Genomic DNA, 12,550 nt, shown 5'->3' on the forward strand with positions numbered 1-12,550 from the left:
TCGGCGGCGCTGGGCGCCGTCGTGCTCGGCGAGGACCTTTCGGGGCGAGTGGTGGAAGGGGTGGCGGTCGTGCTGTCCGGGGCGGGGATGGTGCGAAAGGCATTCGCCCGAAAGGGGACGCGTGAGGCCACCGGGGCGCCGGCTGCTCCTGTTCCCTCCGTCGCACGCCAGCCATACTGCCGACCATGACTTCTGCTGCCACTACCCTTCGCGTCGGGCTCGTCGGCACCGGCACCTGGGCCTCGAGGACGCACGCCGCCGCTCTGCGCGCCCACCCGGGGACGGATCTCGTGGGCGTCTGGGGGCGCAGGCCCGAGGCCGCGGCCGGGGTCGCCGCCGCCCATGGGACTCGGGTCTTCGAGGACGTCGACGCGCTGTTCGCGGCGTGCGACGCGGTGGCGTTCGCGGTGCCGCCGGACGTGCAGGCACCGCTCGCCGCGCGGGCAGCCGCCGCGGGCTGTCATCTCCTCCTCGACAAGCCGCTGGCCACGTCGGTGCCTGCGGCCAGGGAGGTCGTGGACGCGGTACGGGAGGCGGGGGTCGCTTCCGTCGTGTTCTTCACCCTGCGCTTCGCCGCCGTCACGTCGGACTGGCTGGCCCAACAGGCCGTCGAGGGAGGCTGGTTCACGGGTCGGGCCGACTGGTACGGGTCCCTGTACATCCCCGGCGACACCTCGGAGCTGACCGCGTCGCCGTGGCGGGTCGGGCGCGGCGCCCTGTGGGACGTCGGCCCGCACGCCCTGTCCGTACTGCTTCCGGTGCTCGGGGACGTCACGTCCGTGACGGCCGCGCGGGGCCCGGCGGACACCGTGCATCTGGTCCTCGCGCATGCGTCGGGCGCGTCCGCCACGGCCGCGTTGAGTCTGACCACTCCGGCGAAGGCGGCGGGCGTCGACGTGGAGCTGCGCGGGGAGTCCGGCATCGTGTCGATGCCGACGGGCGGTGCGTCGGTCGACGCGTTCGGCGTGGCGGTCGACGCGCTCCTGGAGTCCGTGCGCACGGGCCGGCCGCACGCCTGCGACGCCGCTTTCGCGTTGCGCGTCACGCAGATCCTCGTGGCGGCGGAGGCCCGCCTCGGGTCATCCGGCGGTGAACCAGGCCCCGGCGAGTGAGTCGAACGTCGCCTCCGGCGGCGCGGGCAGTTCCCGCAGGTACCAGGGCAGATCGCTGTACACGTGCAGGAGTGTGTACGCCGTCACGGTGCGGGGCGCGAAAGAGCGCCCGTATGCCTCGGTGAAGCGGGTCATCAGGCGCGGGTCGGCCCGGGTGACGAACAGGCCGACGGCCACGAAGTCGTAGGCGGGGTCTCCGATCATGGCGGGCTCGAAGTCGAGGAGTCCGGTCAGAGCACGGTTCCGGGAGTCGACGACGAGGTGCTGGCGCATGAACTCCGTGTGCAGCAGGGCGCGTTCGGGCCCGGCTGGCAGCTTGACGGAGTCGAGGAAGTCGGGGATCTGCTCCAACCAGCCCTCCGCGAGGCCGCGTTCGCGCTGCTGCTGTACGGCGCCCGCGCGCTGCTCGCCCACGAACGTGTCCCATTCTCCCGGGCCCACCGCTCCGGCGAGGGGCGTGGGGTCGAGGGCGTGCAGCGCGGCGAGGCACGCTCCGGCCTCCGCGACGACGCGATCCCGGTCGGCGCGCGGGATGTCGGGCCAGGCCACGGCCAGGTCCTCGCCCGGCAGCCGGGACATGAGGATGTAGCGCCACCCGTTCTCGTACGCGCCCGCGGAGCGGACCTCGGGGGTGGGCACGGGGAGCCTGCCCTCGAGATGGGTGAGGACCCGGGCTTCGGTGACGCCGTCCTCCGCCGAGGCCGCCGGGAAAAGCTTCAGGACGTGCTCGTCACCGACGGCGTAGACGGGCTGGGTGCCCGCTTCGTAGCGCGTGAGCGGGAGGCCGGTGAGGCCGAGCCGCGCGCAGAGGTCGTCCGCTCCCCGCCGCATGACCGCTTCGTCGGGGACCACGGCGTCCCATTGCTCGTCGGTTTCCACGAGGGGCAACATGATCCGCACCCTAGGACGGGGCCAGGCGGGCCTCAACGGGATTTCGGCGCCCGGCGACTAGGACTTTGTTCGGCCGACCATGCCTGGACCTGTTGGAGCAGCCGTTCTTAGGTGCCGTCGGCCGACCACAACCGGTGCCGCTCGTAGACGGTCTTCCACGGCCGAACCGTTCGGGCAGGTCGCGCCACTGCACGCCGGTCCGGACCTGGTGCAGAATCCCGTCGATCACCTGCCGATGGTCCCGCCACCGGCCACAACGCCTGTTGCCGGCCGGCAGGAACGGCCGCAGCCGTTTGCCCCTCGGCATCGCTCAGATCACCCCGCCCCATGCTCCCACCAGCGACCCGGGCACGAGGCAGTCACATGATCGGCCCGACAAGTCCCAGTCGCGTCAGGCGCTGTGAGGAACGCCCAGATCGGCTCGGGCCTGTTCGTGATAGCGGTTGATCAGTTCTATGAGCCCCCGCCCTCCTTCGACGGGGGTGGCGCCTCCGTCACGGGCCGTGTTCTCCTCTTGCCACAGGACGAGGTTGACTTCGTGCGCGGCCTCGATCGCTGCTGACGACGCCAGGAGGACGAGGGTCTCGAACAGCACGCTCCTCGTCAGCTCGGCCGTCTCCATCGCGGCGAGATACTCCCGCCGGTCATCCGTTCCTTCTGCAGCCTGGCGGGCTCGTTTGGCCGTGCTGGATATTTCGCGCACGGCGCGGGCCTGCGCCTTCGAAGCGGTGCCGGTCCACAACGGGACCGCGCCCTCGATGCCGCGGCCGCGAGCCGTGAGGGGGGCGCCGGTGCCGAGCGCCGTGTCGTGGAACCAGCCGTCGGAGGTGTCGTTCGGAACAGCGGCATGCACCGGATCCTGGAACACCTCAAGGACTGAGCCCGGGTCCGGGGCAGCGTGGGGCAGGGGCAGGTCCCCCGCGAAGCCCTCGGGCCGGTCCGCCCCCGGTCTTGACCCACGCTGCCCTTTCGGGGTCCGATCACCCCCGGACCCACCGCGCGACCCAGGGACTGTGACCGCATGACTTTGCAGATCAGCGCCACCAACCCCGAACACCCGGCCCTCCTCCTCGAACTCCCCTGGCACGTCCCCCTGGAGGAGTGGCCGGACAAATACCTGGTCCCGCTCCCCCGTGGCATCTCGCGCCACGTCGTCCGCTACGCCCGTGCGGGCAGCGAGGTCGTCGCCGTGAAGGAACTCGCCGAGCGGCCCGCGGTGCGCGAGTACGAACTCCTGCGCACCCTCGACCGTCTCGCGATACCCGCCGTCGACCCCCTCGCCGTGGTCACCGGCCGCACGGACGCCGACGGCGCGCCTCTCGAACCCGTCCTCATCACCCGCCACTTGGGCGGCTCGCTCCCCTACCGCTCCATGTTCGAGACGACGATGCGACCCGGCACCGTGCACCGTCTGATGGACGCCCTCGCCGTCCTCCTCGTACGGCTGCATCTGGCGGGGTTCGCGTGGGGGGACTGCTCGCTGTCCAACACCCTGTTCCGGCGGGACGCGGGCGCGTACGCCGCCTACCTCGTGGACGCCGAGACCGGGGAGCTGCACCCCCGGCTCAGCGACGGGCAGCGCGCGTACGACATCGAGCTCGCCCGGGTCAACATCAGCGGCGAGATGCTCGACCTCGAGGCGTCCGGCGCCCTGCATCCGTCCATCGACCCGATCGCGTTCGGCACGGAGATCGGGGAGCGCTACGACGCGCTCTGGACGGAGCTGACGCGTACCTCCGTCTACCCGGCGGGCAAGCACCACTACATGGAGCGCCGCATCCGCCGCCTCAACGATCTGGGCTTCGACGTCGCGGAGATGCAGATCTCGCACGCGGACCAGGGGGACACCGTCACGTTCGTGCCGAAGGTCGTGGACGCGGGCCACCACCAGCGCCAACTCCTGCGTCTCACCGGCATGGACGCCGAGGAGAACCAGGCACGACGGCTCCTGAACGACCTGGAGAGCTGGATGGCCACGCAGGACGACTACGCGCCGGGCGATCCCCTGGGGGCGCGCGCCGAGGTCCTCGCCCACCGCTGGGTGCGCGACGTGTTCCGGCCGACCGTGCGCGCGGTACGCGACCACGTGCCGGACCGGACGGACGCGGCCGAGCTCTACCACGAACTGCTCGAACACCGCTGGTACCTGTCCGAACGGGCGCAGCACGACATCGGGCTCGACGCGGCGGTCGAGGACTACGTCAAGAACATCGCCGGCCGGTCGCGGCCCTGACCGCGCCCGCTCCGAAGATCGCCGGGGACGGAACCGGCGGCGCGGACCCGTCGTGGTAGCACCGAGGAAGACGCGCGACGAGGGGAGACGATCATGACCGGGAATGTGCGGGTCGACGGGAACAGCCTGGTGCTGCCGGGCGGTGCGCGGGTGCGGTTCGTACGCACGCTGCGCCTGCCGGAGACCGGAACGCATCCGCTGCCGCCGGGGCTCGGCGAGTTCCCGGTGCGCCGGGTCGAGGACTACGCGGACTCGGTGCCGTCTCAGTGGCGGGCGCGCGGCGGCGTGATGCTGCCGATGTACCTGCGCGAGGCGATGTGGCTGAGCTTCGCGGGAACGGCCGAACCCGCCGCGCTCCAGGTGGGCGTGGGCAAGGTGTGCGCCATCTCGGGGCGGCCGTGGAGCAGCCGGCTGTCCCGGGATCCGCAGAACTACGTGGTGCTGCCGCGCCAGCGGTGGCTCGACGGCATCAAGTCCGGGAAGGGCACGGTACGTCAGTTCGTGGCGCTGCCCCTGGGGCTCGGCGCCACGGTCGAGGGCCAGGTCACCGGCGAGGAGACCTGGGGCGGGATCCAGCTCCAGGCCTTCGCTCTGACCAAGTCGGCGCTGGGTGCCTGGCGCACGGAGGAGGCCCGCAAGCGGGAGGCCGCCGCGCGGGCGGTGCCACCTGCTCCCGGCGGCACGCAGTGGATGGAGCCGTCCGGCGGCTACGGAGCGGCGCCGATGCCGGCCGCGCCGGGCGCCGCACCGCAGGCTCAGGCGGCGCGTTCGATGGGGATCGGCGCGGGCGGCACGATGCGCCAGCAGGTGTTCCAGGACGACCGACCCGGGTCCGACTGGGCCGAAACGGCCGCGGGCCGCGTGTTCGTGCACCTGGTGACGCCGCCGGACTGGCGCCACATCACGGGCGAGGAGCCGCCGCCGTCGCCGGTGGACCGGGCCGCATACACGAGGGCGGGGCTGCCCTGGTTCGACTACTACGACGAGAGCGCCGAGGATCTCGCGCCGACGGACACGCTCGGGGCGGTGAAACCTACGGGTGACTGGCTCGGCGACGACCACGAGCCGTGGCAGGCGCCCGGCGCGCACCAGATCAAGCCCCTGGGGGACGCGGGCAAGCCCGTGGCGGACGGCGACTGGTGAGTGCGCGGTGCGGCGGGGTCGGTTCGCCGGCCCCGCCCTGCGGCCGGCCCACGTGCGCGGCGGCGCATGCGCGGGCGGCCGGCACCGTGGCCGCTACGTAATGGCGAGTGACGGCACCGGCCGCAGCCAGTGAGCCCTTGATCTGCCGGGAGAAGTGCCCGAACTGGGCCAAGCGATGCACTTTCCGGCCACATGGATCGGAATATGACAACTGGCCTTGCACTGTTCCCGAAACAGATCCGAGGGTTCGACGGATACCCAACACCGGGAAATTCAGCCATTTTCGAGCGTCCCGGTCCAGGTGTCCCATCGGCGTGGCCGCGCGTCCACTGGTGTTCAAACCAGCAGGTCGCCGACCCCACGGGCTCCATCATGACGCACCGGCTGATCGTTTTCTTCGGGCAATGTTTATTACCAAAGGTGATGGGATTAATTAGACTGCACTCGCTCAACTCGGCGTGGACCTCAAGGGATTACCCACCATGAACAAGACGGCGCTCCGCGCCCTGCTCCGTGAACGGCGCGCCCTGATAGCCCCCGAATCCCACGGCTTCAGTCGCCCCACAGGCCAGGGCCGACGCGCCCCCGGCCTCTCCCAGCACCAGGTGGACCAACTGCTCCACCGAACCCTGGGGACGTACCACCGGCTGGAATCGGGCAGCTACTCCAACCCGCCCACGGAACTACTGCACGACGTCGCCCAGCTCTTCGGCCTCAACGAGCAGGAATGGGTGCTTCTCTGCCGGTACGCGTTGCTCCGGGACCCACCGGGGCCGCTCCACCCCTCCTCCGGAAAGGAGGTGCCCGGGGTGTGGCAGGAGGCGGTCGACAGCATCGGCCACATGGCGTACGTGACGGACGCGTCCTGGGATCTCCTCGCCTGGAACCAGCCCTTCGCCGACCTCTTCCCCGGCAGTCGGGTACCGGAGAACACGATGCGCTGGATGCTCATGGATCCCGACGGCCGGACGTCCTTGACGAACTGGCACACGGCGTGGGCTCCGTTGGTGATGCCGCAACTTCGGGCGGCCCTCGTCTCCAGGCCGCACGACGAAACGTTGCGCCAGATTGAGAAGGAAGTCCTCGCGGACCCCCAGGCCGCGCCCATCTACGAGTCGGGCGGCGCCTCCATCCACCCGGACGGGGACGAACGCCCTCTCATGCACGCGGTACATGGTCCCGGCTGGGTGACGATGTGCGCGGCGCAGCCCATGACCGCTCCGGGCGCTCGACTGATCATCCTCGTCTTCCATCCCGGCACAAGCCGCTCCCACATGCGTACGCCGATGCTCCGGCGCCATCCACTCGGGCCGAACGAAGCCAGGTGAAGTACGTTGAGCGGCACCCCCCACATCCCGACCCAGCCCTGTGGGAGACACCGTGCCCGCTTTCGTCTCGATGCCCCGAACCGTCCTCGGACCCCACAAGGTCACCACGGAGGACATAACCGACGACATCCGCAACCGTCATCCGGGGCATCCCCGACTCACGGTGATCCTGCGCGTCCTCGCCAACTGCGGAGTGCGCACGCGGTACTTCACCCGCCCCCTGGACTCCCCCACGGTCTCGGGTTCGGCCGGAGTACGCGAGCGCGCCGAGGCGGCCTTCGGTGATGCCCTCACCATGGCGGAACAGGCCGCGCTGACGGTGCTCGACAGCACGGGCGTGGCGCGCGAAGACATCGATGCCATCGTCACAACCCACTCCACGGGCTGGTCCGTCCCCAACCTCGACGCCCATCTCGTCGCCCGCCTCGGGCTACGGCCGACCGTACGCCGCATCGCGCTCACGACACTGGCCTGCTCGGGTGGCATCCAAGCCCTCATCCGGGCGGCCGAACTCGTCGCGGCACGCCCCGGGAGCAAGGTCCTGGTGGTGGCGGCGGAGACGATCTCCAGCGTGTACAACCACAACGACACCAGCGTCGAATCGATGATCTACAAGTCGTTGTTCGGCGACTCGGCCGCAGCGACCGTCGTCAGCGGTGAGCCGCTGGCGCCCGGTCTCGCGATCGACGACAGTTTCGAGTACTTCCTGCCGGACAGCCTCGACCGGTACAGCGGCCGGATCGACACCGACGGTCTGCACTTCGACTCCACCAAGAAGGCCCTCGCGGCCACAGACGACGTACTGCCCGTGCTCCGGAACTGGGTCGGCACCCGCGCTCCGGGCTTCGTCGTCATCCACCCCGGCAGTCCCCGCATCATCACCGACACTGCCACCGCCCTCGGTCTCGACGCCCACGCCGCCCGGCACTCCACGGACACCCTCTCCGAGGAGGGAAACCTCGGTGGCGTCAGCGTTCTCCGGGTCTTGGAGCGCACCCACACCGCCCCTCCCGCCGCCGGAACCAAAGGCGTCGCCGTCGCGTACGGGCCCGGCTTCACCACCGCCGCCCTCCACGGTCACTGGCACGCCTGACCCACCGCGCCCCTCATGTCCCGCCGGGACACATGTCCCATTGGGACATCATGGGTGTACGCTCGAAAACATGAAGGCGAGCGACCCCGCACCACTCACCGAACCCGCCGAGGACCGTCGGCAGCGCAAGGCCCGGCAGACCCGGGAAGCGCTCGCCGCCGCGGCCGTCGGACTCGTGCTGGAGCGGGGTCTGGGCGCCGTCACCGTGGAGGCCATCGCCGACCGCGCCGACGTCACGCGCCGCACCTTCAGCCGCCACTTCGGCGGCAAGGAGGACGCCGCCCTCGACTTCACGCGTACCGACGCCGACCGGATCAACGCGGCCCTGCGTGCCCGCCCCGCGAGCGAGCCCCCGATGCTCGCCTACCGCAGGGCCGTCGAGCAGTGGCTGGCGGAGCCGTCCGCCCCGCACCTCAGGCCGCACATGCGTGCCCTGCTCGCGGCCCTCGACACGGAACCGGCGCTCTTCGCCGCGTACGAACGCCTCCGGGTGGACGCCCAGGACGAGTCCGTGCGCATCATCGCCGACCGGCTCGGCACCGACCGGGACCGAGATCTGCGCCCGGCCGTCGTCGTCGGCGCCGCGGCCGGCGTGCTCACCGCCGCCCTGCGCCAGTGGGCCCGCGGCGACGGGCACGACACAGATCTCGCAGACCTGGTGGGGCAGGCCTACGACGCCCTGACCGGGGAGGCCGTCCTCGCGTCGGCCCCCCCACCCACATCGCAACCAGAGATTGAAACCTCCCCCAGCTAAGGCAGGGGGATTCCTAGCTCACGTGGCCTGATCCCCGGCGGGGATGCAGGTCTTACACGATCAGCACTAGCCGGGACAGAGACCAGCCCGGACGAGCATCACACGGGCCGAGTTTTTGTCCCGCGGCCGGGACATCCCGCACGTGGTGCACGTATACGTTCGTTCTGAGAGAGGCAGCGCGTGCTTGGTTCTCGCTCCGCAGTCTGCGCAGTCCATCGTGGTGTGCGCCGGGTGCACCAGGTGCACGGATCGGCCGTGCTTACGGCCCATCTCGACCAGGGCAGTCCTGGTCGCGCCGATCGCCGCGTCAGCGGCCTTCCTGGCCATGGTGGACTTCGCAAGGAACTTCGGCCGGAAGTCCTCCACGGCCAGGGCGTCATGGTCACGGACGACCTTCTTGGCCCACTTGCGGGCGGTGTCCTGACGCTGCCGGGCCACCTTCTTGTGCAGCTTCGCCGCCTGCCGCTTCGCCACGCGGTAGCCCCTCGATCCGGCGCATCCACGCTTCGGCTTACGCCTAGACATCATCCGCTGATAGTGCGCCAAGCGCTGGGCGGCCCTCTTCCCGTGCTGCGGGTGAGGAAGGTCGTGGTCGTCGCTGGTAGTGGTCGCAGTCTCCTTCACACCCCAGTCGATCCCGATCACCCGGCCGGTTCCCGGCAGCGTCTCGGTCATGCCCCGGGCGACGAACGACGCGTACCAAGCTCCGGTGCTGTCGCGGTAGACGCGGACGCTGGAGGGTGGATCGGGAAGGGCACGCGACCACACGACCGTCACGGCGATGCCGCCTGCCAGGTGCAGGCGGCCGTCCCTGAGCCGAAAACCCCGCCGGGTGTAGTTCAGCGACGGGTCGTCCTGGTGCTTCTTCTTGTACTGGGGCATCCCGGCCCGCTGCCGCATCGGCACAGCGGCCTTGATGTCCTTCAGCGCCTTCGCCCGCGACTTCGCGAAATCGCGTATCACCTGCTGCTGAGGAACACTGGAGCCTTCACGCAGCCAGCCCATGCTGGCACGCGCCTGGGTCAGCATCTTGTCCAGCCGGGCCGGACCGCACTTCTCGTTCGCGGCGTGCGCCTTCTTCGAGCGGGCGCAGCACTCGTTCCACAGCCACCGGCACCGCGCCCATTCCGCTTCGAGGGCGCCAGTTGCGGTGGACGACACGCGAAGGCGGAAGGTGTAGCGGGCATGCCCGACACCTGCCGTCTCCAGCGCCGCGATCGTCATGAACAGCAACCTATCCGGGAGGACTGACAGTTGAGAGCTCTGACCCAATATGGGCTACCTCACCACCACGGCCGGTGGACGCCGATCCGCCCCGCCGGCGAATCGGCTTCCCCTGCCCTGCTCCGCAGGGGTCCGATTCCTCCCCGGCCTGAAGGCCGGGGCGTCTTCGGAGGAATCCGGTGAACATCACCATGAGCACCACGAACACCCCGGCACCCGTCGGCGACTACGCGAACGAGTTCGCCGGCAGGACCGCCCTTGTCACCGGCTCCGCCACCGGTATCGGCCTCGCCACCGCCCGCCGCCTGGGCCGTGGCGGCGCGAACGTCGTGATCGCCGACTACAACGCCGACGGCGCCGAGAAGGCCGCCGCCGAGCTGAAGGCCGAGGGCATCACCGCCGCGGCCGTCGCCATGAATGTCACGAAGCCGGAGTCGGTCGAGGCCGCGGTGAAGTTCTCCGTCGACGCGTTCGGCGGCCTCGACCTGGCCGTCAACAACGCCGGGATCGGCGGCGAGAGCGCCCCCACCGGCGAGTACGACATCGATGTCTGGAACCGCGTCGTCCGCACGAACCTCGACGGCGTCTTCTACTCGATGCGCCATGAGCTGCCCGCCATCGAGGCGTCCGGCAAGGGCGGCGCCATCGTGAACGTCGCGTCGATCCTCGGCTCGGTCGGCTTCGCCGGCTCCCCCGCCTACGTCGCCGCGAAGCACGGCGTCGTCGGCCTGACGAAGACCGCGGCCACCGAGTACGCGGCGAAGGGCATCCGCGTGAACGCGGTCGGCCCCGGCTTCATCGACACCCCGCTGCTGCCGCAGATGGACCAGGACGCGTACGACGCGCTAACGGCGCTGCACCCGGCGGGCCGGCTCGGTCACGCCGAGGAGGTCGCCGAACTGATCGCGTTCCTGCTCTCCGACCGCGCCTCCTTCGTGCACGGCAGCTACCACCTCGTGGACGGTGCCTACACCGCGCGCTGAGGCGGGATCAGCTCTCCCCGGCTCATGTCGAACCGCAGGTCCGTGAGGGCCTCGAGGCCGGCGCGCGGGTCGCCGGACACGGCGATCAGGTCGGCCGGACGCCCCGGGGCGAGGAGTCCCGCGCGGCCGCCGGCGCCCAGCGCGTCGGCGGCCTCCGTGGTGGCCATGTCGAGGACGCGCGGCGCCGGCATCCCGATGCGCTCGAAGAACGTCAGGCTCTGGCGCGGGCCGTCGAACCCGGCGCGCTGAACTCCCACGTCGGTACCGGCGATGAACCGAACGCCGCGTTCCGTCATGGTCCGCACCTGGCCGAACAGCCTCTCGGCGCGTTCGGCCCCGAAGACCGTGGGGAGCGTCCGCCAGTGCGGACTGACGGTCGGGCATACGCGGATCCCGCGCTCCACGATGGCGTCGAGCACGTCGGCGCGCAGATCGTTGCCCTCCTCGGTCATCCAGGTGCGGCGTTCGAGCGTGTCGACGCCTGCCTCACCGCGGCCTCGATCCCGGCCGTGCCGTGCGTGATCAGCTTCCTGCTGCTCATCCCGACCTTCCGAAGGGTCGGAAAAAGGGCACCCGGGAGTGTGTCATGAAACGGGCCCTATCGGGCAGGGCACCCAGGGTCATGCACCGCGAGGAGCTCAAGGGGAACGATGGACAGGCGGCACGGACCGGGCACCCAGGGAGCACGGGACTCGTACTTCGACAACGCGAAATACCTGACGATGGTGCTCGTGGCGTGTGGGCACGCGTGGGAGCCGCTGACGTACGGGAGCCGCACGGTGACGGCCGTGTATCTCGGTGTGTACGCCTTCCACATGCCGGCGTTCGCCCTCATATCCGGCTATTTCTCGCGGAGTTTCGACATGGCGCCGGGCCGGCTGCGCCGTCTCGTCGGCGGGGTCGTGGTGCCGTACGTGCTGTTCGAGATCGCGTACACGCTGTTCTACCGGTGGGCGCAGGACGATCCGGGGTATCCGATCAGCCTGCTCGACCCCTGGTATCTGATGTGGTTCCTGGTCGCGTTGTTCATCTGGCGGCTCACCACTCCCCTCTGGCTGCAACTACGACACCCCGTGCCGGTCGCCCTGGCGCTGGCCGTGCTCGTGTCGATGACGCCGGACGCGGGCGGTGACCTGGCGCTCCAACGGGTGGTGGGTTTCCTGCCGTTCTTCGTCCTCGGACTGACGCTGCGGCCCGAGCACTTCGAGCGGCTGCGCACGCGGCGGGCCCGGCTGTGGGCGCTGCCCGTGGCGGCCGGGGCGCTGATCACCGCGTACGCGGTGGCTCCCTGGTTCGACGCGGGCTGGTTCTACCACCGGGGCAGCGTCACCGGCCTCGGCGCCCCCGCCTGGGCGGGACTGGTCACGACACCGGGCCTGTTCGCCCTCGCCGTCGTCCTCAGCGCCTGCTTCCTGGCCTGGGTGCCGGGACGGACGACACTGTTCACGACGCTGGGCACGGGGACGCTGTACGCGTACCTGCTGCACGGCTTCCTCATCAAGTCGTCGCGTTTCTGGGGCTGGTACGACCACCCGTGGCTGCACACTCCGGCGGGTGAACTGGCGGTGACGGCCGCGGCGGTCGGCGTCATCACCGTTCTGTGCACGTCTCCTGTGCGGCGGGTCTTCCGGTTCGCCGTGGAGCCGCGCGTGCCGTGGGCGTTCCGGCGTGCGGAACCGGTTCGGGAGGCCGAACCGCCGGGGTCCGGCGTCCCCGGCGAGCGGGTCCTGCGCCCCTAGCCTGTGCCCGTTCGTGGGGCCTAAAGCGGGACCCACCCCGGGCCTCCCCC

The 12,550-nt window shown here is 70.7% G+C and carries 11 protein-coding genes and 2 pseudogenes; 8 read left to right on the forward strand and 5 right to left on the reverse strand.

Annotation, left to right across the window (positions count from 1 at the left end; genetic code table 11):
* Positions 1–185: 185 nt before the first annotated feature.
* Entirely contained in the window at positions 186–1,112 is a 927-nt protein-coding gene (locus OG456_RS43705; RefSeq protein WP_266570653.1) for a Gfo/Idh/MocA family protein, read from the forward strand.
* On the opposite strand, the gene OG456_RS43710 is transcribed toward OG456_RS43705, so the two are convergent.
* The 3 genes and pseudogenes from OG456_RS43710 to OG456_RS43720 form a co-directional block, all read right to left on the reverse strand.
* Positions 1,080–2,003 (reverse strand): phosphotransferase family protein, encoded by a 924-nt coding sequence (locus tag OG456_RS43710; protein WP_266570654.1) that lies wholly within the window; start codon positions 2,001–2,003, stop codon positions 1,080–1,082. The genes OG456_RS43705 and OG456_RS43710 overlap by 33 nt on opposite strands.
* Before the next feature lie 110 nt (positions 2,004–2,113).
* Positions 2,114–2,332 (reverse strand): annotated as a pseudogene (locus tag OG456_RS43715) (transposase); the annotation flags it as partial.
* 62 nt (positions 2,333–2,394) lie between these two features.
* Positions 2,395–2,856: a hypothetical protein gene (locus tag OG456_RS43720; RefSeq protein WP_266570655.1), complete on the reverse strand. Its 462-nt coding sequence runs from the start codon at positions 2,854–2,856 to the stop codon at positions 2,395–2,397.
* A 168-nt stretch (positions 2,857–3,024) separates the two neighbouring features.
* Between OG456_RS43720 and OG456_RS43725 the strand changes: the two genes are divergently transcribed.
* The 5 genes from OG456_RS43725 to OG456_RS43745 all read left to right on the forward strand — a co-directional run bounded on the left by OG456_RS43725 (position 3,025) and on the right by OG456_RS43745 (position 8,554).
* Positions 3,025–4,236, forward strand: coding sequence for a DUF4032 domain-containing protein (locus OG456_RS43725; protein ID WP_266570656.1), 1,212 nt, complete (start codon positions 3,025–3,027; stop codon positions 4,234–4,236).
* A 93-nt stretch (positions 4,237–4,329) separates the two neighbouring features.
* Positions 4,330–5,379 (forward strand): hypothetical protein, encoded by a 1,050-nt coding sequence (locus tag OG456_RS43730; RefSeq protein WP_266570657.1) that lies wholly within the window; start codon positions 4,330–4,332, stop codon positions 5,377–5,379.
* 482 nt (positions 5,380–5,861) lie between these two features.
* Positions 5,862–6,707, forward strand: coding sequence for a helix-turn-helix domain-containing protein (locus tag OG456_RS43735; RefSeq protein WP_266570658.1), 846 nt, complete (start codon positions 5,862–5,864; stop codon positions 6,705–6,707).
* A gap of 52 nt (positions 6,708–6,759) precedes the next feature.
* On the forward strand, positions 6,760–7,800 hold the full coding sequence (locus OG456_RS43740) for a PhlD (protein WP_266570659.1): 1,041 nt from the start codon (positions 6,760–6,762) through the stop codon (positions 7,798–7,800).
* Between the two features lie 70 nt (positions 7,801–7,870).
* Entirely contained in the window at positions 7,871–8,554 is a 684-nt protein-coding gene (locus tag OG456_RS43745) for a TetR/AcrR family transcriptional regulator (protein ID WP_266570660.1), read from the forward strand.
* Here OG456_RS43745 and OG456_RS43750 read toward each other — a convergent pair.
* A pseudogene (locus tag OG456_RS43750) lies at positions 8,551–9,778 on the reverse strand (RNA-guided endonuclease InsQ/TnpB family protein). The gene OG456_RS43745 and the pseudogene OG456_RS43750 sit on opposite strands and share 4 nt — an antisense overlap.
* Positions 9,779–9,969: 191 nt before the next feature.
* Between OG456_RS43750 and OG456_RS43755 the strand changes: the two are divergent.
* A complete protein-coding gene (locus OG456_RS43755) occupies positions 9,970–10,761 on the forward strand; it encodes an SDR family NAD(P)-dependent oxidoreductase (RefSeq protein WP_266570661.1) in 792 nt (263 codons plus the stop codon).
* On the opposite strand, the gene OG456_RS43760 is transcribed toward OG456_RS43755, so the two are convergent.
* Positions 10,746–11,213: an amidohydrolase family protein gene (locus OG456_RS43760; RefSeq protein ID WP_323136449.1), complete on the reverse strand. Its 468-nt coding sequence runs from the start codon at positions 11,211–11,213 to the stop codon at positions 10,746–10,748. The two genes, OG456_RS43755 and OG456_RS43760, sit on opposite strands and share 16 nt — an antisense overlap.
* 198 nt (positions 11,214–11,411) lie before the next feature.
* Here OG456_RS43760 and OG456_RS43765 point away from each other — a divergent pair, with 198 nt between their 5' ends.
* On the forward strand, positions 11,412–12,500 hold the full coding sequence (locus tag OG456_RS43765; protein ID WP_266570662.1) for an acyltransferase family protein: 1,089 nt from the start codon (positions 11,412–11,414) through the stop codon (positions 12,498–12,500).
* Positions 12,501–12,550: the final 50 nt, after the last annotated feature.

It is taken from the genome of Streptomyces sp. NBC_01446 (assembly GCF_026340095.1).
Classification (GTDB): domain Bacteria; phylum Actinomycetota; class Actinomycetes; order Streptomycetales; family Streptomycetaceae; genus Streptomyces; species Streptomyces aureus.

Bases quoted from the DNA above. Each gene is read 5' to 3' on its own strand.
- OG456_RS43705 (WP_266570653.1), top strand. From the start codon at position 186: ATGACTTCTGCTGCCACTACCCTTCGCGTCGGGCTCGTCGGCACCGGC.
- OG456_RS43710 (WP_266570654.1), bottom strand. From the start codon at position 2,003: ATGTTGCCCCTCGTGGAAACCGACGAGCAATGGGACGCCGTGGTCCCC.
- OG456_RS43725 (WP_266570656.1), top strand. From the start codon at position 3,025: ATGACTTTGCAGATCAGCGCCACCAACCCCGAACACCCGGCCCTCCTC.
- OG456_RS43730 (WP_266570657.1), top strand. From the start codon at position 4,330: ATGACCGGGAATGTGCGGGTCGACGGGAACAGCCTGGTGCTGCCGGGC.
- OG456_RS43735 (WP_266570658.1), top strand. From the start codon at position 5,862: ATGAACAAGACGGCGCTCCGCGCCCTGCTCCGTGAACGGCGCGCCCTG.
- OG456_RS43745 (WP_266570660.1), top strand. From the start codon at position 7,871: ATGAAGGCGAGCGACCCCGCACCACTCACCGAACCCGCCGAGGACCGT.
- OG456_RS43755 (WP_266570661.1), top strand. From the start codon at position 9,970: ATGAGCACCACGAACACCCCGGCACCCGTCGGCGACTACGCGAACGAG.
- OG456_RS43760 (WP_323136449.1), bottom strand. From the start codon at position 11,213: ATGACCGAGGAGGGCAACGATCTGCGCGCCGACGTGCTCGACGCCATC.
- OG456_RS43765 (WP_266570662.1), top strand. From the start codon at position 11,412: ATGGACAGGCGGCACGGACCGGGCACCCAGGGAGCACGGGACTCGTAC.